Origin of the sequence: uncultured Senegalimassilia sp., assembly GCF_934632265.1 — a bacterium.
Taxonomy (GTDB): domain Bacteria; phylum Actinomycetota; class Coriobacteriia; order Coriobacteriales; family Eggerthellaceae; genus Senegalimassilia.
In genome coordinates this window covers 1-21,775 of sequence record NZ_CAKTYH010000001.1, presented here as the reverse complement: position 1 = coordinate 21,775, position 21,775 = coordinate 1, and the positions used below count along the sequence as shown (strand labels likewise).

The window sequence follows — 21,775 nt, the reverse complement described above, 5'->3', positions numbered from 1 at the left end:
CAACATGGCATATAAGGTGAAGGGAACGTGCGTCGACGCAGCGTTCCTGGTTCTAGGACCGTATCAGACCAACGTGTACGTCGTGTCGGACGGCTCCGCCACCTTCGTGGTGGACCCCGCAAGCGATGCGAAGAAGATCGCGGCGGCGCTTGGCGGGCGCAAGCTCGACGCCATCGTGCTGACGCATCGCCATTCCGACCACGTGGCAGCGGCAGCCGAGCTGCGCAGCCTTACGGGCGCCACGGTCATCGCTTCGGCCATCGACGCCGACATGATCTGCGGCGACACGCCCGTGCCGCGCGATGACCAGAAGTTCCCCGCATGCCCGGTCGACCAGCGCGTCAACCACGGCGACGTGGTGAAGATCGGCAACATGCCGTGGAAGGTCATCAGCACCCCCGGCCACACCGAGGGCAGCATGTGCCTGTTCCTGGACTCCTCGCTCACCGAGCGCCTGGACGCCAAGCCGGTCCTCATCGCCGGCGACACGCTGTTCTTCGGCTCCATCGGCCGCACCGATTTCAGCGGCGGCAGCATGTCGGCCATGCGCAAGTCGCTCAAGCGCCTGGCGGTCCTGCCCGACGATACGGTGGTCCTGCCCGGCCACGGCAACCTGACCACCATCGGCGGCGAGCGTCGCCGCGTGTTCGCCTTCTACGCATAAGGCGCAGCGGCCTGGCCGCAACCTTGCAACCGCATGAGAAAGGCCCGCGTGAGCGGGCCTTTCGCGTTGCTATGGGTTTGTGCGGCTTGCGCCTACACGTTCTTCAGCATGATGGTGTTCATGACGTCGGCCGCAAGCTCGCATGCGTCGCAGCAGGCTTCCATGCTGTCGAACAGGTTCGTCCACACGTACACGCGCATGGGGTTGTCGCAGTCGTTCACGTGCAGGTTGCGGATGACCTGGGTGTAGAGCTGGTCGGCCTGCTCCTCGAGGTCGTGGACCTTCACGATGAGATGCACGAAGTTCTTCGACTTCTTGAAGTTGCGGAAGTCGCACATGGCGTTGTCGAGCGCCTCGCAGCTGCCCTGGATGAGCTTCGCGAACTCGAGGGCCTGGTCGTGCATGAAGTGGATGTCGTACATGTAGAAGCGCTGCATGACGTCTTCGATGTCGTCGACGATGTCGTCGAGCGCCTGGCACATCTCGATGATGTCCTCGCGGTCGATGGGGGTGATGAAGTCGGTGGCGACCGTCTTGAAGATCTTGTGGTTGATCGTGTCGCCCTCGTGCTCGATCTCGTGCGCCTTCTGCGTGTTCTCTTGCAGCGCGGATGCTTCCGTGAACTGCTCGATGGTCTCAACCAGCAACTCCGACTCGGCGACGGCCAGCTTCGAGTGCTGCTCGAATGCGCCGAAATAGTCGAACTTGTGCTTCCTGCCCATGGGGTCTCCTTCTAAGAACAAGTACCTACCACGTTCGCACGTGCGATTCCAAAGTGTAACGCAAGTTAACGTGCGGGAAACGGTGAATCCACGGCGGCGTTGCGAAAGACGCGAACCGTCATCATCCCGTTATATTTGAAGCCCCGTTTCCGCAACAGCTGGGGCGGATGCCCCAGCTGCCGGCGCGGCCGGCCGGCTCCTTACGTCTCGCTCTCGGGGCGCGGGGGCTGGTCGTCGCTTTCCGGATAGCAGCGGTTCTCGCCGTCGGTGCTGGTAACGCCGTTGCCCAAGGCGCTATCCGACGACGGGCCGTCGGATGCGATGGGGGTCATGCTGCCGGTTGCGCTCGGGGAAGTGATGGGCGGCATGCTGCCGGTGACGCCCTTGGCGGTAACCGGTGGGATGGGGCCGGTGAGGCCGGTGGTCTGGGCCTGGAAGCCGGTGGGGCGGCGACGGGCGCGCACGCGGTTGGCCATGCGCTTGACCGGCTGGGCGACGGCCTGCGTGACCACGTCGGAGTAGTCACGCGCCGGGCGGGTTCGCCAGCCGAACGCCAGCGAGGCGTAGCGGATGCCCATGACCAGCGCGACGCACGTGATGGCCGCATACTGGTCGAGCAGGTGGTTCTGCTTCATGATGGCGAAGGCGAGCGCGCCGATGAACGCGGCGCTCACGTACACCGTGCCCGCTTGGAACGCCTCCGGTTCCCGGTTCATGCAGATGTCGCGCACGATGCCGCCGCCGTTTGCGGTGATGGTGCCAAGGATGACGGCGGGCACCAGGTCAAGGCCGGCGGAGAGCGCCTTGCCCGTGCCGATGATGGCCCACAGCGCCACCGATAGGTTGTCCAGGAAGTCCATGAACGGGTCGAAGTACGTCATGAGCTTGCTGAAGTAGAACGCCACGATACCGGCGGCGATGCAGGCGAGGATCAGGTTCGGCTTCTGGAAGGCGTAGATGCCGTAATCCTGCAGCAGGATGTCTCGCGTGATGCCGCCGGCCAGGCCGACCACGATGGCGATGCAGCACACGCCGAAGATGTCGTATTTCGCCCGTACCGCGCTGAGCGCTCCGAAGATGGCGCCCGAAATGGTTGCGGCGAGCTCGAGCCAATAGGGGATAGCCAGGGCTACTTCCAGCATGAATACCCTTTCATATGGGAGTCGTTATATAGGATGAGGTTGCCGCCCGCATCGCTGCGGGCGGATGTTGGGACGTTCGGGTTTTGTCGGGGTCGGTGTGCGGAACGGTCGCGCGGCTGCGCCGCGGGCGGACGTTGCCGCGCGAGGCGCCCATGCCGGCCGCAGTCCGCTATTCCACTGCCAGCACTTGGGCTTGCGTGGGGCGGCCGGAGAAGTCCAGCTCGCCGGTCAGCTCGCGCGTGCGCTCGGCGGTGAAGCCCGGCTGGTCGAACGCGGCGATCAGGTTCTTCGCCTTGTACTGCGCCTGATCGTAAAGGTCCCAGAAGCCGGTGGTGCGCACGTCGCCGGTGAAGGGGTTGGTCCAGGCGGCGTGCTCGTGGTTGTCGAACACGCTTTCGGCGGTTGCCACCGGGCGGTGGCTCATGGACTGGTAGAACGAATGCGGGCGCGTCAGGCGCTCGATGCGGCCGATGAGGTCGCGTTTGATGCCGGTGGGCGACCAGAACAGGCGCTGCACCAGGCGGAAGCCCTGCACCGACAGGCGGAACAGGTTGTGCGGGATCACTTCGCCGTACACGTTCAGGGCCAGGTAGGCGTACATCTTCGACACGGCGACGAGCACCGCCTCGCTTGCGTGCAGGATCTCGCGCGAGGGGTTGAACGTGGCCACGGTGTCGCCGCGCTTGGCGAACAGCACCATCTCGTCCAGCTCGCTTTCGATGACGCCGTGCACCTCGCCGCCGTCATCGCGCGTCAGCCCCGGCTCGCCCGCGTCGCACAGCGCGTGCTCGTGGCAGTACACCAGCGGGTGGACGGTGGAGTCGAGCGCGTAGTGGCAGAGGAACCCCAGCGCGTAGGCGCGCCCGAGCGGCTTCTCCTCGGGATCCAGGACGCCGAGGGAATCCTTCAGCGCCGCCAGCAGCTCGGCGGGCTTTTGGCTGTGCATGGTGTTGCCCAGCTTGTGATAGGCCGTGGCGCGGAAGTCGGCCACCGCGTAGAACAGCGGGTCGGGGCCCTGGTTTCCCAGCAGGAACGCGTCGGCTTCGTCGCGCGATCCGCCGATGGTCTGGAACAACGCGTCGTACACGTCGCGTCCGAAGAAATCATGGGTGATGATTGCTGGCATTCCGTGTCCCCGTTTCTCGTGTGGCTGACATTCATTTTACGTGGACGATTATAGCCATCATATACAATGGATTGCGCGCCGCTCGGCGGCGTTCAACGTACATGCACGATTCGGTGTTTGAAACCGCACGGGCCTGCGCGTCGGCGGGTTCCCGCGGGCGGCGCGGGCCTCGCCGATAGCAAGGAGCAGCCATGGGATTGGGCCTTCGAAGCCTGTCGAAACGCGAGCGCAGCTGGGTTTTGTACGACGTGGGAAACTCCGCGTACGTCATGTTGGCGGCAACGCTCATCCCCATCTATTTCTCGGCCATCGCCGAACCTGGGTCGTCCGCGGTGGTGGCCTGGGGTTATGCGACCACGGTGGCCTCGCTGGCGCTTGCGCTGCTCATGCCGTTTCTGGGCAGCCTGGCCGATCTGAAGGGCAACAAGAAGAAGTTCCTTGCGGGCACCATCGGCACGGGCGCGGTATCGCTTGCGGTCATGGGCGTGCCCGGCAACGCCATGGTGTTCCTGGTCATATATGTGTTCTCGTCGGTCATGCTCAACGCATCGCTGGTGTTCTACGACGCGTTCCTGGTCGACGCCACCGAGCAGGATCGCTACGACGAGGTCTCGTCTCAGGGCTACGCATGGGGCTATATCGGCTCGTGCATCCCGTTCATCGTGTGCCTGGTCATCGTGCTGTTCGGCAGCAGCTTCGGCATCGGGCAGCTTGACGGCATCCGCATCTCGTTCGTCATCACCGCGGTGTGGTGGCTGGTGTTTTCCGTGCCGGTGCTGCGCGACGTGCACCAGACGCATTTCAAGCCGCGCGAGGCGCACCTGTTCCGTCACACGCTCAAGGGCCTGGCGGGCACGTGCAAGAAGATCGCCCGCGACAAGCGCCTGCTCATGTACATGCTGGCGTTCTTCTTCTACATCGACGGCGTGCACACCATCATCACCATGTCCACCAGCTACGGCACCGACCTGGGCATCGATTCCACGCAGCTGGTGCTGGCGCTTCTGGTGACGCAGTTCGTGGCGTTCCCGTCGGCCATCGCCTACGGGCGCCTGGCCGGGCGCTTCGGCACCAAGCGCATGCTGCTGATCGCGGTGTTCGCGTACTTCTGCATCACGCTGTTCGCCGCGTTCTTCCTGCGCTCCGCCGCCGAGTTCTGGGTGCTGGCCGTGTGCGTGGGCCTGTTCCAGGGCGGCATCCAGGCGCTGTCGCGCAGCGAGTTCGGCAAGCTCATCCCGAAGGAGAATGCCAACGAGTACTACGGCTTCTTCGATATCTTTGGCAAGTACGCCACCATCATGGGCACGCTGCTGGTAAGCGTGTTCACCCAGCTCACGGGCTCGAGCAGCTACGGCGTCCTCAGCGTGGCCGTGCTGTTCATCGTCGGCTTCGTCCTGCTCTGGAAGATGCCGGAGGAGCCCGCCCGCTAACCGTCCCCGCTTGCGTTTGCTCGCACCTCGCCTCCTTACCCGGGCGTTTCGCTGCTTGCGTCCTCCGTCCGCCATGCCGTCCCTTGTGGTTCGCCCTTTCTTCGGGAAGGATTTTGCGGAAATATGGCTGAGATTGCGAGTTTTCCGAATTTTAGGCGCCGCTTACTCGCTTCGCACTGATGGCGGGAAGCGCGTGACCTGGGGAAACGCAGGGAAGAGACGTCTTCGATTGTTTTCGCACTCGGAATCCTTGGCGAATCGTGTCATCAAATTCGGAAAACTCGCAATCTGTGACACGAAAAGCGAAAAACCTTCCCTAGCGATAAGCGTGAGCCGTGAGCTCGGCGATGAGGTTGCCGTGAAGCGGGCGAGTTGTCGCATGGGGCTCTCGCGACAAGCGCGATTACGATTTCGGGGCGAAGCTCGCGAGCTTCCGCATAAAGCACCATGGCCAGCGCGGTCTTCCGATGAAAACGCGAACAGCCTTTCCGAGCGGCAGGGGACAGACGTGATTGCGACTCGAAGCCTGCGGACCTTTGCGCACTCCCGCAGGCCAACGTGTTCGCTCGCCCAGTGGATGCCGCGCCGTGAGCGGTGCTTCTGCGCGAGGCCGCGAAAGCTCGTGTCCCGTTTGGTCGGCGGATGCCGTTTGTGTGCGATGCTGTTTGCGAGGCTTTTCCCTGCTCCTTTACGCGTCTTTATCGTGCTTGGCAAGGGGATGGGGTGGATGAGAAGATTTGCGAGCTATTGCCGTTCGCCAGTATCCTCGTATGCGACACTTCCTCCGGAATCCACCTTCTCGCAATCGCCCCCAAGCCCCCAGGCAATCGCGCAGTCGAAGGTGCGCCTCTGCGAACCCGTGACCATCTGCGCTTTCCCGTTGGATATGGCGCTGCGCGCGGCTTGTTGTCCGGGCTTCTTCTTCCGTGTATTCCCCTTATTACCCGCTTCGGCGGCAACCCTCTTCCATCGCCCTCATACCCCCAGCTCATCGCGCAGTCGAAGATGCGCTTTCGTGAAGATGCGCCATCTGCGCGATTTCTTCGCTTTCTCCTTGTCGGCTCTCCATCGCCCTCATACCCCCAGCTCATCGCGCAGTTTTAGATGCGCTTTCGTGAAATCGGGGTCTTTGTAGCGCAGCCTGTGGTTCGCCAGAACGGCTAGCTGTTTCGCAAGCTCGTTGAACGCTCCGCTGTTGCGCACCTGTCCCGAAGCGACGTTGACGGACGTGATCCCCATGGCCTCGAGTGCAGCTCTCCGTCGGCCATCGAGCAGCATCTTCTCCTCGTGCGCGTGGAACGCGTCGCTATCGTATTCGACGTCGAGCTTCAGCTCCGGCCAATACAGGTCAAGTATGTACCGCCTTTTTGCGCCAAGATGTTTCGGCGGGCGAACGGCGTAATTGAGCCTCGGGTTGGGAAGCCCATAGCCGCCGAGGCGATAGGGAAGCGCAAGCATCATTGCCAGCTGCGTCTCGCGAGGCGACGCCGACCCGTCGATGATGTGCCGCATCGCGTGTCGTGCGGCTTGTTTGCCCTGAAAGCTGCCCGACTTCTCAATGAAGCCGGACAGCTTCGCGACGTTTGTCAGCGGAATGGCGTGATAGGAGGTTTCCTTTTGGCCGAAGGAGGCGTACGTCCCGCAAAGCTCGAATCCGAGCGTGACCAGCTGCGTGAGGCTAAGCCGCTTCGCCATCTGGGTAAATGCCAACTCTGGCGAAGCTGCAGCGTATCCCTGCCCTATGCGCACGAGCGAACTCGGCGGCAGCGCGGCGGTTCGCAGGTGCGTGACGACTGACGCGCTTTCCGTGCGGGCGTGCTTGTCGGTGATCATGACGTGCAGGGGTGCCGTGCATTCCGGCGGCGCATCGCGCAGCCGGGTAGGAGGCTTGACGGATGCCGATTCCAGCGCCAGCTTCGTGTCCGCCCAGCGGGTTTTCGCCGTTCCCAGGAGCTGCTCTCGGTTTTCGCATGAGCGCCGCGCAAAAGCCCAGTATTGCAGCGCGCTCGATCCGTGAAGCGTTATGAGTCCATGAGCGTCCGCGCCCTTCGCCGTCATTGCGCCCCCTTCCGTCCCCGTCTTTCGAGTCTCCGCTCCTATCCTTCAAGTCTGTGAACCATATCTTTCGGGCGCGACTGCGTCGACGTGGCGGTCGTCCTTGACACCGATTCGTAACGCGGGAGGGCGCAAAGCCCTTCGTTGTGTTCGCCGACGCCTCCGATTGCGAAGATGCGGTGAAGAGACGGATCGGCATGCGGCTGGGTGTCTAGGGGCAGAACGGGCTGGGTTTCCCGGGAAAGAGCGTTGAAGTGCGGCTGGGCATCCTGGTGCAAAGCGCATCGGCGTGCGGTGAGCGGGATGCGGAAAGATGCTTCGCCATGAAATCCTGCGGGGATGCAGCGGACTCCGTCGCCGACTGCGTGGCGGCGTTTCTCGGGGAGTTTGAGCTTCGGAAAGCTTTCGGTTTCTTCGCGTGTGGTTGGCGCGTGATGAGGTTCGATGCCTTCGCGACGCACTGTTCTTCGGCTTCGCGAAAAGAGGGCGTCGGGGCGTGCGGCTCTGGCTTTGGGGAAGGAGGGGCGCTGCGGCGTGCGGCTCTGGCTTTGGGAAGGAGGGGCGCCGGGGCGTGCGGCTCTGGCTTTGGGAAGGAAATTGGCCGATTGTGTCTCAAAATGCGAGTTTTCCGAATGTTTGCCGATGGATTGGCGGGCTTCGAGCGCCTTTTCTCGGGCGCCTGCGGCATGACGAGAAGATAATGCCTGGTGAGAGCGTTGTCGCTTCGGGCTCGGTCGGGATCCGTTGATTAGTCCCAAAGCTAACTTCTGGAAAACAAGCGATTTGAGCCGCGAAACGCGAAAAACCTTCCTTGCAAACGTTTCGCGGCCCGCGCTGAGCGTGCATCGTCCTCGTTGGGGGCGCATCGGCCCCCGTTGGAGGTGAGCTAGCCCTCCCTGAGCATGAGCCGGCCTGCGCCGAGCGTGCGTCGGCCCTTGTCGAGCGCGTGTCGGTCCGCGTTGGGGTGAGTCGGCCCTTGCCAAGCGTGATTCGGCTTGTACTGAGCGTATGTTGCCCCGCGCCGAGCGCATGCCGACTTGCGCATTTGCTTGGGATGGCGAAAGGAACCCTTCTGGCCCCGCTTGCGACTCGGCATAGATGGAGTTCTCGCTAGCATGCTCGCTACGGCCCGATACCAAAGGGAAGCTTTTGCCGGCGTTCTTTCGGACATTTGGCGGCGGCGGGCTTTTTGGCGTGGAATCGGGCGAAGCGCCTGTTGGCGAGCATGTGCGGGGATCGGGGATGCTGCCGGCCGCCTCGCCCGTCCCTTGCAGCTCGCCCTCTTGCCCGGGGTGTTTCGCCGCCCGCGTTCGCCGCCCGACTTTCCCTTGCAGTTCGCCCTGCTCCTGGGCGTTTCGCCTCCTGCGTTGCGTCGCCCGCGTCCGCTGCCCGCCGTGTCGCCTCTTGCACCTCGCCCTGTTGCCCGGGCATTTCGCTGCCCGCCATGCCGTCCCTTGCAGCTCGCCCTCTCGCCTGGCCCTCCCGCCGCTTGGGTTGCGTCGCCTGCCCCCCCGTGTGTGTTACTGTAACGGTTGCGGTTTTTTCCGCATGTGATGATTCGACCCCGGCCGCCCGTGCGTTTGCGTGGGCGGCCGCCGCGCTGTGAGGGCGCGGAAGGAAGAGGGGTGCGTCGCAATGCGTGCATCCGGGAAGGGAAAGGGCGGAATGGAAGCGGCTATCGAGCGTTTCTTCAAGGTAGGCGAGCGCGGCAGCTCGCTGGGCACGGAGGTGATGGCGGGTCTGACCACCTTCCTGACCATGGCATACATCGTGGCGGTCAACCCCGCCATGATGGAGGCGGCGGGCATCCCGTTCAACGCCGCCCTCACGGCGACGTGCTTCGGCGCCGCGGTCATGACGGCGGCCATGGGCCTGATCGCCAACCGCCCCATCGCGTTGGCGTCGGGCATGGGCATCAACGCCATCGTCGCCTTCACGCTGTGCGGGTCGATGGGGCTCGACTGGCGCATCGCCATGGGCGTGGTGTTCTTGGAGGGCGTCATCATCTTGGTGCTGGTCATGATGGGTTTGCGCGAGGCGGTCATGGATGCCATCCCCGTGGCGCTGCGTCAGGCCATCGGCATCGGCATCGGCCTGTTCGTGGCGTTCATCGGCCTGAAGGGCGGCGGCATCCTGGCGCCCGACTCCTCCACGCTCGTCACCATGGGCAGCCTGACCGAGCCCACCGCCGTGGTGTCCGTGGTATCCATCGCGCTTGCCATCATATTGACGGTGCGCGGCACGAAAGGCGGCCTGCTCATCTCCATCGTGGCGGCCACCATCGTGGGCATCCCGCTCGGCGTCACGGCACTGCCCACCGAGTTCGACTTCGTCCCCGACTTCAGCGCGCTGTGCGCCCCGTTCCAGCAGCTGCCCGACGGCAGCGGCCTGGCCATCGCGCAGGTGTTCGTGCAGCCGGTGCTGCTCATGTTCGTGTTCAGCCTGCTCATGAGCGACTTTTTCGACACCATGGGCACGATGATGGCGGTGGGCCAGCAGGGTGATTTCGTCGACGAGGACGGCAACGTGGAGAACACGCGCGAGATCCTCATGGTCGACTCCGTGGGCGCCATCGTCGGCGGCTTCGTCGGCGCGAGCTCCATCACCTCGTTCGCCGAATCCACCTCGGGCGCGTCGGCCGGCGCGCGCACGGGCCTGTCCAACATCGTGGTGGCCCTGGCGTTTTTCGTCTGCGCGTTCCTGGCTCCCATCATCGGCATGGTGTCCAGCTCGGCCACGTGCGGCGCGCTGGTGGTCGTGGGCTACCTTATGATGAGCGACATCGGCAAGATCGACTGGGGAAGCCTCGAGGCGGCCATCCCCGCGTTCGTCACCATCATGGGCATCCCGTTCACCTATTCCATCACCAACGGCATCGGCTTCGGCTTCATCACCTACGTGGTGGTGAAGGTGACGCAGGGCCATTGGCGCGACGTCAAGCCGCTCATGTGGATCGTGTCCGCGGCATTCCTGTTCACGTTCATCGCGTTCTCGTAAACGGCGGGTTGCTCCCGCTATCCCGCAAACCGATAATGCGCTGCCGTTCGGCCCGATATCGCCAGCTCGTCCATACGTTCGCTGTGAAAAAACAACCTCGCAACCATCGTTTGACGCGGTGGTTACGAGGTTGTTTGCTATAGTGGCAGACAATCGAAACCCCGTCCGAAAAAGGAAACGCATGTCGCTAATCGTATGCAAATTCGGGGGCACGTCCGTTGCAAGCCCCGAGCGCATCCAAATGGTTGCGAAGAAGCTGATCGCGAAGAAGCAGGCCGGCCACGACGTGGTCGCCGTGGTGTCCGCCATGGGCAAGACCACCGACGAGCTGGTGGGCCTGGCCGCCGCGCTCAACGACAACCCGCCGCTGCGCGAGATGGACCGTCTGCTCTCCACCGGCGAGCAGGTGTCCATGTCGCTTCTGGCCATGGCCATCGAGGCGCGCGGCTACAAGGCCATGAGCTTCACCGGCCGCCAGGCTGGCATTGAGACCGACAAGTTCCACAACAAGGCGAAGATCGTCATGGTGCACAGCGAGCGCGTGCGCGATGCGCTCGAGCGCGGCGCCATCGCCGTCGTCGCCGGCTTCCAGGGCGTCGACGCCGACGGCGACATCACCACGCTCGGCCGCGGCGGCTCCGACACCACGGCGGTGGCCGTGGCGCACGGCCTGAACGCCGACGTGTGCGAGATCTACTCCGACGTGGACGGCGTCTACACCGCCGACCCGCGCATCTGCCCGCGCGCGAAGAAGCTCGACGTCATCAACTACGACGACATGCTGGAGCTCTCCGGCTCCGGCGCCGGCGTCCTGCAGATGCGCGCCGTCGAGTTCGCCCGCAAGTACAACGTGGTCATCCATTCCCGTTCGGCGTTCTCCGACGCCGAGGGCACCTATGTCAAGGAGGAAACCGACATGATGGAGGAAGCCGTCATCACCGGCATCGCACACGACACGTCGGAAGTGAAGGTCACCATTCGCGGCGTGCCCGACATGTCCGGCGTGGCCGCCAAGCTGTTCAGCGCCTTGGCCGGCAACCAGGTGAGCGTGGACATGATCATCCAGAACGTGTCCGAGGACGGCATCACCGACATCAGCTTCACCTGCCCGGGCGCCGACGAGAAGCGCGCCTGCGAAACGGTCGAGCGCATCCTTCCCGACGTCAACGCGCGCGAGTACGTGGTCGACGAGGACATCGCCAAGGTCAGTATCGTGGGCACGGGCATGAAGTCCAGCCCCGGCATCGCCGCCAAGGCGTTCCAGACCCTCGGCGAGAACAACATTAACATCCTGGCCATCTCCACGTCGCCCATCCGCCTGTCCGTGGTGGTCGACGGCGCCCAGACCGCTGCCGCGGTGCGCTGCCTGCACACGGCGTTCGGCCTGGACTCCGACAGCGTGTTCGAGGAAACGCAGCTGTCCGCGGAGGAGATCGCCGCGAAGATGAACAAGGGCAGGTAGTCTGGCCGCCATACGGCGAACGGACCGCTTGGAGCCGCGGGGGTGAGAAGCATCCCGCGGCTCCTTTCCCATTGCGCGCAGGCAGGGGCCGGCGCACATCCCCCAAGGCAATATGGGGCGCAAAAGCACCCATCTTGACGATATATCAACCCGGAACGTGAACGAGGAGGACCTCATGGCTTGGACGAAAGTTATGCCGGCTAACCCGGTGGTTGCGGTTTGCGGCGCTACGGGCGCCGTCGGCAACGAGTTCTTGAATGTGCTGCACGACCTGGATTTCCCCGCGTCGAAGGTCATCGCGCTGGCCTCCGCGCGTTCCGCCGGTAAGAAGCTGCCGTTCAAGGGCTGCGGCCAGGTTCCCGCAGGCGAGCTGACCGTGCAGGAGATGACCCCCGAGTCGTTCGAGGGCGTCGACATCGCGCTGTTCTCCGCCGGCGGCTCCGTGTCGAAGGCCATGCGCGAGGCCGTGGTCTCCCATGGCGCCGTCATGATCGACAACTCCAGCGCGTTCCGCATGGACGAGGACGTGCCGCTGGTGGTGCCCGAGGTGAACCCCGGCGACGTGAGCTGGCATAACGGCGTCATCGCCAACCCGAACTGCTCCACCATCCAGATGGTGGTCGCGCTCAAGCCGCTCTACGACCTGGCGCGCATCACCCGCGTGGTGGTCTCCACGTATCAGGCCGCATCCGGCGCCGGCGCCCCGGCCATGGCCGAGCTCTACGATCAGACGCGCGAGTTCCTGGACGGCAAGCCCGAGGACGAGTTGACCATCAAGGCGTTCAAGCACCGTATCGCGTTCAACACCATCCCGCACATCGACGTGTTCCTGGACGACGATTCCACGAAGGAAGAGTGGAAGATGGTCGCGGAGACGAAGAAGATCATGGGCGACGAGGGCGTGCAGGTGGCCGCCACCTGCGTGCGCGTGCCCGTGCTGCGCTGCCACGGCGAGTCCATCAACGTCGAGTTCGTCGGCGATGTGCCGCCCGAGGCCGCTCGCGAGGCGCTTGCCGCCGCGCCGGGCGTCACCGTCATGGACGACCCCGCCAACGACGTGTATCCCATGCCGGGCCTGCTGGCCGGCACGAACGACACCTACGTCGGCCGCATCCGCCGCGACCCCACGGTCAAGCACGGCCTGGCCATGTGGGTCGTCGCCGACCAGATCCGCAAGGGCGCGGCCCTCAACGCCGTGCAGATCGCTCAGCTGCTGCTTCCGCAGGAGTAGGGAAACGGCGAAGGGTACGCTCGAAAGGGTCTGCTCGAACAGCTTATGAAACGCTAACGGGGAGCTGCGGCACGAAGCCGCAGCTCCCCGTGTTTTTGGGAGGGGTCTTCTTGATGCTCGTCTTTTGATCGACGACGCGCCCCCTTCGGCTTTCCGATAAGGCGGCAACCTCTCGCGAAAGGCGTTTTCGCGATGCCGACGGAGCCTTCCTGTTTCGCTGGCGCCGCAAAACCGCCGAAGGTTCTCGCAGGGCGTGGGAGTCGAGCGCCTGCGGGCGGTATTCCGGTGGGACGGTGCGTTTGCTTGCGGGGTTGACGAGGTCTTTCGCTATAATGGGCCGCATGACTAAGAAACCGAAAAAGATACGCTTGGATGAGCTGCTGGTCGAACAGGGGGTGTTCCCCGACGCCGGCACCGTGCTGCGCGCCGTTTTGGCGCATGAGGTGAAGGTGGACGACGTGTACGTCACCAGCGCCGCCATCAAGGTTGCGCCCGATGCCGACATCGTGGTGAAGGGCCGCAAGAAGTTCGTCTCGCGCGGCGGACACAAGCTGCAGGGCGCGCTCGATGCGTTCGGGCAGGACGTTTCGGGCATGCGCTGCATGGACATCGGCAGCTCGACGGGCGGATTCTCCGATTGTCTTCTGCAGGCCGGCGCCGGCAGCGTGGCGTGCGTGGACGTGAACTACGGGCAGCTGGCGTGGAAGCTGCGCCAAGACCCGCGCGTGGCGGTGTTCGAGCGCACCAACATCAAGCTGGCCGACCCCGCCGAGCTGGGCACGCCGTTCGACCTGCTGGTGGCTGACCTCAGCTTCATCGGCCTGGCGGCGCTGGCGCCCACGTTCGCGCGCTTCGCGCAGGCGGGCACCATCTTCATCGGCCTGATCAAGCCCCAGTTCGAAAGCCAGCACGACGAAACCGACCACGGCATCGTGCGCGACGAGGCCGTGCGCTTGCGTACGGTCGACGAAGTACGCGCGGCCCTGGAAGCCGCCGGCTTCGAATGCACGGGCGTCACCGAAAGCCCTATCACCGGCCACGAAGGCAACGTGGAGTACCTGGTGCGGGCAGTTTTCCAAGGATAAATGCCAGCGAGGCGCGCCCGAGTTCGGGCGCGCGCTGCGTTGTTATGCTTGCGTTTGGCGTTGGCTTTGCGTGTGGGCGGGCGTGTTGGCGTGCGCTCATGTCGACGCTCGCGCTCGTGGGTATGCCGGCATCGCCCACGCCTCGGCGCGCGCAACCCGTCTACACGCGGTACACGGCGATGCCCGTGAAGTTGAATATGCGCTTGCCGTGGTCGTGTAACGCCACATATGCGCGGCTGGTCGTCCCGTCGTTGTTCACGATGGGCGCATAGTATTTGTAGCGATAGAGATGCGACGGATGCTTCATTTGGCGTTCTTCGATAAGCGGCAGCTGATAGGCGACAAAGGGGACGCCCGTGTTGCGCGGCGCGGCAAGGTTGCCCTCGCCTTCGCCGAACAGGATTTCCGTGAGCGTTTTCTTCTTGCCGTAGTCAAGGTACATGTTGACCAGCTGATCTTGCGTGAGAACGCAATGACCTGCGGAATCTTTCATGAGCTGCTTTTGCGTCAGGCCGCCGCCCTCGGTCGTGCGCACGTTCGCGGCGTTGGCGGCGATCTGCACCTGATGTCCCGGCACCTGGTAGTAGCGGATGTTGTCGGCACGTTTCACCAGTTTTTGCGCGGTGGCCATCGCCGCAACCTCGTTGGCGACGCCCGTTGCGGCGCCGTCGGCATCGTCGTCCTCGGCAAGCAACGCCATCGCCGACTGGGGCAGGGTGGCGGTTCCGAACAGGCCCTTCCAAAATCCCAGCCACTCGGCAAGCTCGGTCTTCTTCTCGGGGTCGTCCTTGATGACAAGGTAGTGCTCGTTGAGACAGAACGTCGAGTAGTTGATGAGCGCCATGAAATTCGACAGCACCGAGCTTTGGAAGTTGGCGCGCATCTCGTATCCGTGGTGCTCCCATTTGTAACTCAGCACCATGAGCTCGTCGAACGCGCCGAACAGGTTCTTGTTCGTGCCGGTGTAGCACTGCATGATCTCGTTGCCCAGGACGCCGGCCATGTCGTAAACGTATCTGCCGCACACCTGGTAGCGGGGGTTCGAGTACAGGTTCTCGGCGAACTCCTTGCGGCGGGCTTCCTTCTCTTCCCCGTCGGGCAGCGCGTCGATGGATTCCGTCATGCTGCTGAGCTTCGAGAGGTCCCATCGCATCTCGGCGGAGAACTTGCTGAGGTAATTGTTCACCTGCAGGTAACAGGCCTGCTTGTCGAATTGGGCTATGACCTGCGCGATCTCGCGCTCGATGTCGTCGAGCTGCCCTTGGATCTCGGTAAGCTTCGAGATGATCTGCGCCGATTCGTCGTCGCCGCCGAACACCAGCTCGAGCAGCGACGAGCTCCCGTACTCGAAGGCGCGCCCCGCCGTCTGCTCGCCGATGAATTTCAGGCCGGCGATCAGCAGGTCGATGGCCTCGATCGCGACGTCGGCCTGGGGGGCGGGGTCTTCCGCGGTCAGCGCGGCCACATCTTGCTGGAAGTCCTCGGCCGGTTGATCGTCGGATGACATGTCGGGCTCGCTGTCGGTTTCCAGGGGCTCCCCGGGCGTGAAGGACAGCAGGTTCTCGTCGTTGTCGTCGTCGGCCGTATCCTCCGTGTCGATGACGACGTCGCTTGCAGCCTCGTCCGCGTAGGCGGTTTGAGGGGCGAAGGGGTTGGCGGGGGCGGTGGTGCTGGCGGCGGTTGCGGAAGCGCCGCTGCCAACGGGAGCCTTCGCCTGCTGGACGGTTGCGGTGCCGGCTAGGGCGGCGATGGCGTCCTCCCAGGCCGTATCGTCGTTCGCGGCCTCGAGCAGCGTGCCGTGGCGCTGCTCGGCGGCGCCTTCGTCGCCGGTGATGGTCACGCGCGCGCTGCCGGCTCCTTCGCCGGACACCTGGGCCTCGAAGGGCGCGTCGACGTCGCCCACGGAGCTGTTCGCGTTGATGACCAGGTCGGCGCACGAATCGCCCAGCGTTGCCTGCCCGATGCGCGCGCCGTCATGCGCGACGGCGTCGCTTTTGCCGACGACGATGAGATGGTCGACCGATCCCTCGATATCGGCGGTCTTGATCGAGCCGAGGCTCAAAACGCCGATCGCCGCATCAGGTTGGATGGAAACGACGCCGTCGGAGTTCACGCCGTCGACGTTGAGCATGCGCAGCGTTCCCGTCACGATGACCGGGGACCCAAGCGACGCCAGCGTCGTACAGCAGGGGTCGGGGTTTTCGCCATCGCGATAGCAGAGCGCTATGGTGCCGTCGGCAAGGTTCGGGACCAGGGAAAGCGCCGCGCCCGAGAACGCGGTTCCCTCGGTGTCGCCGTCGATGAAGAAACGCTGGTCCTCGACGTGCAGCGTTACCTGGTCGGACTCGTTTGAGGAAGCGCCGCCTCCGTTGTTGTCCGCGCTGCATCCGAGCGAGGTGACGCCCGTGAAACCGAGCGCGCACGAGCCGATGAGCACGGCGGACGTTTTGATCATGGTGCGGCGGGTGAGGCCGTTCCCGGCGGGTCGAGCGTCGAAGCTTGTCATAGGGGCTCCTCCCCGAAGGTGAAAACGTTGCGCACATGATATGACACGCGTACTCGCTTCCGGAAGGGGGATGCCCACCTTTTTCGGCGGCGGGCGGCGTCCCGTGCCAGGCGTGAAGAAGGGCGGACTGCCCTTGCCTGTTTGCTTGCGGTTACCGACGGCGGGCAGCGACGGGAGGCAGTGCGGGCTAGCCGCGAAGATGTGCGGCGTTGCCCTTGCCCGTTCGCTCGCGGTCATCGGCTATGGGCGGCGTTGCCCTCATGTTTCGGGTTTCGAACGATGCTGTTTCCAGCTGGTTAAGCGCGGCGGTGGAAATAATCGCGTAACACGCGGCCTGCACACTGAATGCGGGCCGCTCATGTTCTCGGGCGGTCTTATCATCGCAGACGAAGGACCGCATATGAACGCTGAACTTACCGAACAAGCCGAGGCAGCCCGCGAAACCGGGGCGGCCGCTGGTTTCACCGGCGCGCAATGCGCGAACGAAACGGCCGGTTGCACGCATGCCGCTCCGGCGGCAACCGCAACGCGCACGCCCGGCCTCTACCGATCCAGCTACGAGCACGACGCGTGCGGCATCGGCGCGCTTGCCCACCTGAAGGGCCAGCGCAGCCACGCCATGCTCGACGACGCGCTTTCCGTGCTGGTGAACCTTGAACACCGCGGCGGCACCGGCTTGGAACGCAACACCGGCGACGGCGCCGGCGTGCTGTTCCAGATCCCGCATCGTTTCTTCCGCAAGGAAGCGCAGAAGGAAGGCCAGCTTCTGCCCGACGAGGGCGATTACGGCGTGGCCATGCTCTTCTTCCCGCATGACGACCCCACGGGCGTGCGCGATGCGAAGCGCACGTTCGAGGAAGGCTGCGCGAAGTGCGGCATCCCGCTGATGTTCTGGCGCGAGGTGCCCGTCGATCCGCACGACCTCGGCTCCACCGCGCAGACGTGCATGCCCACCATCCTGCAGGCGTTCCTGCGCCGCCCCGCCGACGTCGACGCAGGTCAGGCGTTCGAGCGCAAGCTGTACGTGTGCCGCCGCACCATCGAGCGCGCCGCCGACGCCAACCCGGCGCTTGAGGGCAAGATCTTCTACGTGTGCTCCATGTCGTCGCGCACCATCGTGTACAAGGGCATGTTGGTGGCCACGCAGATGCGCCGCTTCTTCATCGACCTCAACGACGCGGCGGTGGAGACCAGCCTGGCGCTCGTGCATTCGCGCTATTCCACGAACACCACGCCCAGCTGGGAGCGCGCGCATCCGAACCGCTACATCATCCACAACGGCGAGATCAACACGCTGCGCGGCAACATCAGCTGGACGCGCGCCCGCGAGCCGAAGCTGTACAGCCCGGCGCTGGGCGATGACCTGCGACAAGTGCTGCCGATCATCAACCGCGAGGGTTCGGATTCGGCGATCCTCGACAACGTGCTGGAGTTCCTGACCATGAACGGCCGTCCGCTCGACCGCGCCGTCACCATGATGATCCCCGAGCCATGGGACCACAACGACCGCATCTCCGACAAGCGCCGCGCCTACGACGCGTACCAGTCCATGCTCATGGAGCCGTGGGACGGCCCGGCGGCCATCGCGTTCACCGACGGCCGCATGCTCGGCGCTGCGCTCGACCGCAACGGCCTGCGCCCGGCGCGCTACTACGTCACGCGCGACGACTGGCTGATCCTGTCGTCTGAGGTGGGCACCATCGATGTCGACCCGGCCAACGTGCTGCAGGCCGGCTGCCTGGGCCCCGGCGAGATGCTGGAGGTGGACCCGGGCCAGGGCCGCGTCATCTGGAACGATGAGATCCGCAACCGCTACGCCAACGAGAAGCCGTACCGCGATTGGCTGGACGAGGAGACGCTGGCCGTCGACGACCTGGAGGCCCCGGCGCCCGGCAAGCTGCCCGCCGAGCGCGACGCGAACGTGGGCTTCACGCGCCGTTTGGCGAAGCTGGGCTACCACTACGACGACGTGCAGGAGCTGGTGCGCCCCATGGCCGAGCAGGGCAAGGTGCCGCTGGCGTCCATGGGAACCGACGCCCCGCTGGCGTGCCTGTCGAAGCGCCAGCGCAGCTTCTTCGACTACTTCAACCAGCTGTTCGCCCAGGTCACGAACCCGCCGATCGACGCGCTGCGCGAAAGTTTCGTCACCAGCAGCGTGCTGTACGTGGGCAATCACGGCAACATGCTCGAGGACTGCCGCGACACGTGCCGCCTGGTGCGCCTGGAAAGCCCGATGCTCACGCATGACGAGTTCGACCGCCTGTGCGCCATCGATCGCGTCGGCTTCAAAACGCAGCGTTTCGTGTGCGCCTACGACCGCGATGCCGCCGAGGGCGCTCTCGCGGCGGCGCTCGATGAGCTGTGCGCCGATGTCGAGCAGGCGGTGCGCGATGGCGTGAACCTGGTCGTGCTGACCGACCGCACGGCGGAAGGCGAAGTGCCCATCCCCAGCCTGCTGTCGCTGGCGGCCGTGCACAACCATCTGATCGCCGTGGGCCTGCGCACCGACGCCGACCTGATCGTGGAGACCGGCGACGCGATGCGTGCACACGATTTCGCCTGCTTGGTGGGCTATTCCGCGTCGGGCATCTACCCGTATGCGGCCCACGAGTGCATCCGCGACCTGTGCGAGCGCGGCGAGATCTCCATCCCGGGCGATCAGGCTGTGGCCAACTACGACCGCGCCGTTGTGGCCGGCATCACCTCCATCATGTCGAAGATGGGCATCTCCACGATGCAGGGTTACCACAGCGCGCAGATCTTCGAGATCTTGGGCCTGGACGATTCCCTGGTGGAGAAGTACTTCACGCACACCTCCACGCGCATCGGCGGCCTGGACGTCGCCGGCGTGCAGCGCGAGCTTAACGAGCGCTACGACAGCGCCCTGGCCCTGGAGAAGAGCCCCTCGCCCGAGCAGCTTCCCACGCTCGGCGTCACCGCGTGGCGTCCGCTTGGCGGCGAAGAGCACCTGATCAACCCGCAGACCATCTACCTGCTGCAACGCGCCTGCCGCGAGGGCGACTACGACCTGTTCCGCGAATACAGCGCCGCGTGCCACGTGCCCGGGCGCGCGGTCACGCTGCGCGACCTCATGGACTTCGCGCCCACGCGCCAGCCGGTGCCGCTCGAAGAGGTCGAGCCCGCGAGCGAGATCGTCAAGCGCTTCAACACCGGCGCCATGAGCTACGGCTCCATCTCCAAGGAAGCGCACGAATGCCTGGCCATCGCCATGAACCGTCTGGGCGGTCGCAGCAACACCGGCGAGGGCGGCGAGGACCCGGCGCGCGAGACGCCGCTGGCCAACGGCGACAGCAAGTGCAGCGCCATCAAGCAGGTGGCGTCGGGCCGCTTCGGCGTGACCAGCCGCTACCTGTCGAGCGCCATCGAGATCCAGATCAAGATGGCGCAGGGCGCGAAGCCCGGCGAGGGCGGCCACTTGCCCGGCAAGAAGGTGTACCCGTGGATCGCGGAGGTTCGCCGTTCCACGCCGGGCGTGGGCCTGATCTCCCCGCCGCCGCATCACGACATCTACTCCATCGAGGACCTGGCGGAGCTCATCTTCGACCTGAAGAACGCCAACCCCAATGCGCGCGTGTCCGTGAAGCTGTGCGCGCTGGCGGGCGTGGGCACCATCGCCACCGGCGTGGCGAAGGGCGGCGCGGACAAGATCACCATCGCCGGCCACAACGGCGGCACGGGCGCAGCCCCGCGCGATTCCATCTACCATGCGGGTATCCCGTTCGAGATCGGCTTGGCCGAAACCCAGCAGACGCTTCTGCGCAACGGCCTGCGCAGCCGCGTGGTGGTGGAGACCGACGGCAAGCTCATGTGCGGCCGCGACGTGGCCATGGCGGCGCTGCTCGGCGCCGAGGAGTTCGGCTTCGCCACCATGCCGCTGGTGGCCATGGGCTGCATGATGCAGCGCGACTGCCAGCAGGACACCTGCCCGGTGGGCATCGCCACGCAGAACTGCAAGCTGCGCGGCTGCTTTGCCGGCAAGCCCGAGTACGTGGTGAACTTCATGATGTTCGTGGCCGAGGAGCTGCGCGAGATCATGGCTGAGCTGGGATTTTGCACCGTCGACGAGATGGTCGGCCATCCCGAGTGCCTGCGCCAGGTGGAGGTGCCCGGCAACTGGAAGGCCAACGAGATGGACCTGTCCGACATGCTGGCGCCCGCGACCTGCGAGTTCGGCCGCGCCATCCCCGGCGCGGACGGGCGTCACTTCCTGCCGTCCATGGCGGCGGACTGCCAGCTTGACAAGTCGCTCGACGCCACGCTGTTCATCCCGTACACGGCCAGCGCGCGCGAGCACCTGGAGCCCATCCGCTTCCGTGCCGACATCGACAACGTGAACCGTTGCGTGGGCACCATGCTGGGCAGCCAGGTGACGCGCCAGCATCCCGAGGGCCTGCCCGAGGGGTCGATCACCGTCGACTGCGACGGTTCCGGCGGCCAGAGCTTCGGCGCGTTTCTGCCCTGCGGCGTGACGCTCAACATCACCGGCGACGCCAACGACTACTTCGGCAAGGGTCTCTCCGGCGGCATCCTGACGGTGCGCCCGCCCGAGACGGCCACGTACAAGTTCGACGAGAACGTGGTCATCGGCAATGTGGCGTTCTACGGCGCCACCAGCGGCAAGGGCTTCGTCAATGGCCTGTCCGGCCAGCGCTTCGCCGTGCGCAACTCCGGCGCCACCGTGGTGGTGGAGGGCGTGGGCGACCACGGCTGCGAGTACATGACCGGCGGCGTGGCGCTCATCTTGGGCGAGGTCGGGCCGAACTTCGCGGCTGGCATGTCCGGCGGCGTGGCCTACGTGTACGACAAGTTCGGCACGCTGGCGGCCAACTGCAACCTGGACATGGTGCGCCTGTGCGAGCCTTCCGCCGACGAGATTGAGCTGATCCGCAGCCTGATCGAGGAGCACGCCGAGCGCACGCAAAGCCCGCGCGGCATCAAGCTGCTGTACCAGTTCAACACGCTGAAGCGCCACTTCGTGAAGGTCATCCCGCGCGATTACGAGCGTGTGATGACCGTGGTGGCCGAGGCTGAGGCGGCAGGCAAATCGCGCACCGATGCGCTGCAGATCGCATTCGATGCCATGACGGAAGGGAAGTAGGAGATGGGAAAGCCCGGAGCATTTTTGGAACACGGCCGCTGCGCCCACAGCCTGCGTCCCGTGCAAGAGCGAACCCGCGATTTCGACGAGCTGTACGAGCCGGTGCCTGAGGAGCGGACGCGCGTGCAGGCAAGCCGCTGCATGGCATGCGGCGTGGCGTTTTGCCAGGTGGGAGCGCCGTTTGGGAAGGCAAGGCCTTCCGGTTGCCCGCTGCATAACCTGATTCCCGAGTGGAA

At 64.9% G+C, this 21,775-nt stretch carries 12 protein-coding genes and 1 pseudogene; 8 read left to right on the top strand and 5 right to left on the bottom strand.

Going from position 1 to position 21,775, the window contains the following annotated elements:
- The first annotated feature begins 4 nt into the window (after positions 1–4).
- Positions 5–664 carry an MBL fold metallo-hydrolase gene (locus Q0H50_RS00065; RefSeq protein WP_294418098.1) on the top strand — a complete coding sequence of 220 codons (660 nt, stop codon included), beginning with the start codon at positions 5–7 and terminating at the stop codon, positions 662–664.
- Between the two features lie 92 nt (positions 665–756).
- Here the strand turns inward: Q0H50_RS00065 and Q0H50_RS00060 are convergent, their stop codons facing one another.
- The 3 genes from Q0H50_RS00060 to Q0H50_RS00050 all read right to left on the bottom strand — a co-directional run bounded on the left by Q0H50_RS00060 (position 757) and on the right by Q0H50_RS00050 (position 3,654).
- A complete protein-coding gene (locus Q0H50_RS00060) occupies positions 757–1,386 on the bottom strand; it encodes a DUF47 family protein (RefSeq protein WP_294418097.1) in 630 nt (209 codons plus the stop codon).
- A gap of 200 nt (positions 1,387–1,586) precedes the next feature.
- Positions 1,587–2,528, bottom strand: a complete 942-nt coding sequence (locus Q0H50_RS00055) for a trimeric intracellular cation channel family protein (protein WP_294418096.1) — start codon at positions 2,526–2,528, stop codon at positions 1,587–1,589.
- Positions 2,529–2,697: 169 nt separating this feature from the next.
- Positions 2,698–3,654, bottom strand: coding sequence for a zinc dependent phospholipase C family protein (locus tag Q0H50_RS00050; protein WP_294418095.1), 957 nt, complete (start codon positions 3,652–3,654; stop codon positions 2,698–2,700).
- 191 nt (positions 3,655–3,845) lie between these two features.
- On the opposite strand from Q0H50_RS00050, the gene Q0H50_RS00045 reads away from it, so the two are divergent.
- The gene (locus tag Q0H50_RS00045; protein WP_294418094.1) at positions 3,846–5,084 is read left to right on the top strand and encodes an MFS transporter; all 1,239 of its coding nucleotides are present in this window, start codon (positions 3,846–3,848) and stop codon (positions 5,082–5,084) included.
- 1,074 nt (positions 5,085–6,158) lie between these two features.
- Here the strand turns inward: Q0H50_RS00045 and Q0H50_RS00040 are convergent.
- Positions 6,159–6,917 carry a hypothetical protein gene (locus tag Q0H50_RS00040; protein WP_294418093.1) on the bottom strand — a complete coding sequence of 253 codons (759 nt, stop codon included), beginning with the start codon at positions 6,915–6,917 and terminating at the stop codon, positions 6,159–6,161.
- Between the two features lie 1,887 nt (positions 6,918–8,804).
- On the opposite strand from Q0H50_RS00040, the gene Q0H50_RS00035 reads away from it, so the two are divergent.
- The 4 genes from Q0H50_RS00035 (at position 8,805) to Q0H50_RS00020 (ending at position 13,914) form a co-directional block, all read left to right on the top strand.
- Positions 8,805–10,136 (top strand): NCS2 family permease, encoded by a 1,332-nt coding sequence (locus tag Q0H50_RS00035; protein WP_294418091.1) that lies wholly within the window; start codon positions 8,805–8,807, stop codon positions 10,134–10,136.
- A 181-nt stretch (positions 10,137–10,317) separates the two neighbouring features.
- Entirely contained in the window at positions 10,318–11,598 is a 1,281-nt protein-coding gene (locus Q0H50_RS00030) for an aspartate kinase (RefSeq protein WP_114620166.1), read from the top strand.
- A 175-nt stretch (positions 11,599–11,773) separates the two neighbouring features.
- Complete coding sequence (locus Q0H50_RS00025; RefSeq protein ID WP_294418089.1) at positions 11,774–12,829, top strand: aspartate-semialdehyde dehydrogenase; 1,056 nt, start codon at positions 11,774–11,776, stop codon at positions 12,827–12,829.
- Positions 12,830–13,170: 341 nt separating this feature from the next.
- Entirely contained in the window at positions 13,171–13,914 is a 744-nt protein-coding gene (locus Q0H50_RS00020; RefSeq protein WP_294418088.1) for a TlyA family RNA methyltransferase, read from the top strand.
- A gap of 160 nt (positions 13,915–14,074) precedes the next feature.
- Here the strand turns inward: Q0H50_RS00020 and Q0H50_RS00015 are convergent, their stop codons facing one another.
- The gene (locus Q0H50_RS00015; RefSeq protein ID WP_294418086.1) at positions 14,075–16,420 is read right to left on the bottom strand and encodes a hypothetical protein; all 2,346 of its coding nucleotides are present in this window, start codon (positions 16,418–16,420) and stop codon (positions 14,075–14,077) included.
- Between the two features lie 400 nt (positions 16,421–16,820).
- Between Q0H50_RS00015 and gltB the strand changes: the two genes are divergently transcribed.
- Both gltB and Q0H50_RS00005 read left to right on the top strand, forming a co-directional pair.
- A complete protein-coding gene (gene gltB, locus Q0H50_RS00010; RefSeq protein ID WP_294418085.1) occupies positions 16,821–21,539 on the top strand; it encodes a glutamate synthase large subunit in 4,719 nt (1,572 codons plus the stop codon).
- Positions 21,540–21,542: 3 nt separating this feature from the next.
- Positions 21,543–21,775, top strand: a pseudogene (locus tag Q0H50_RS00005) (glutamate synthase subunit beta); the annotation flags it as partial.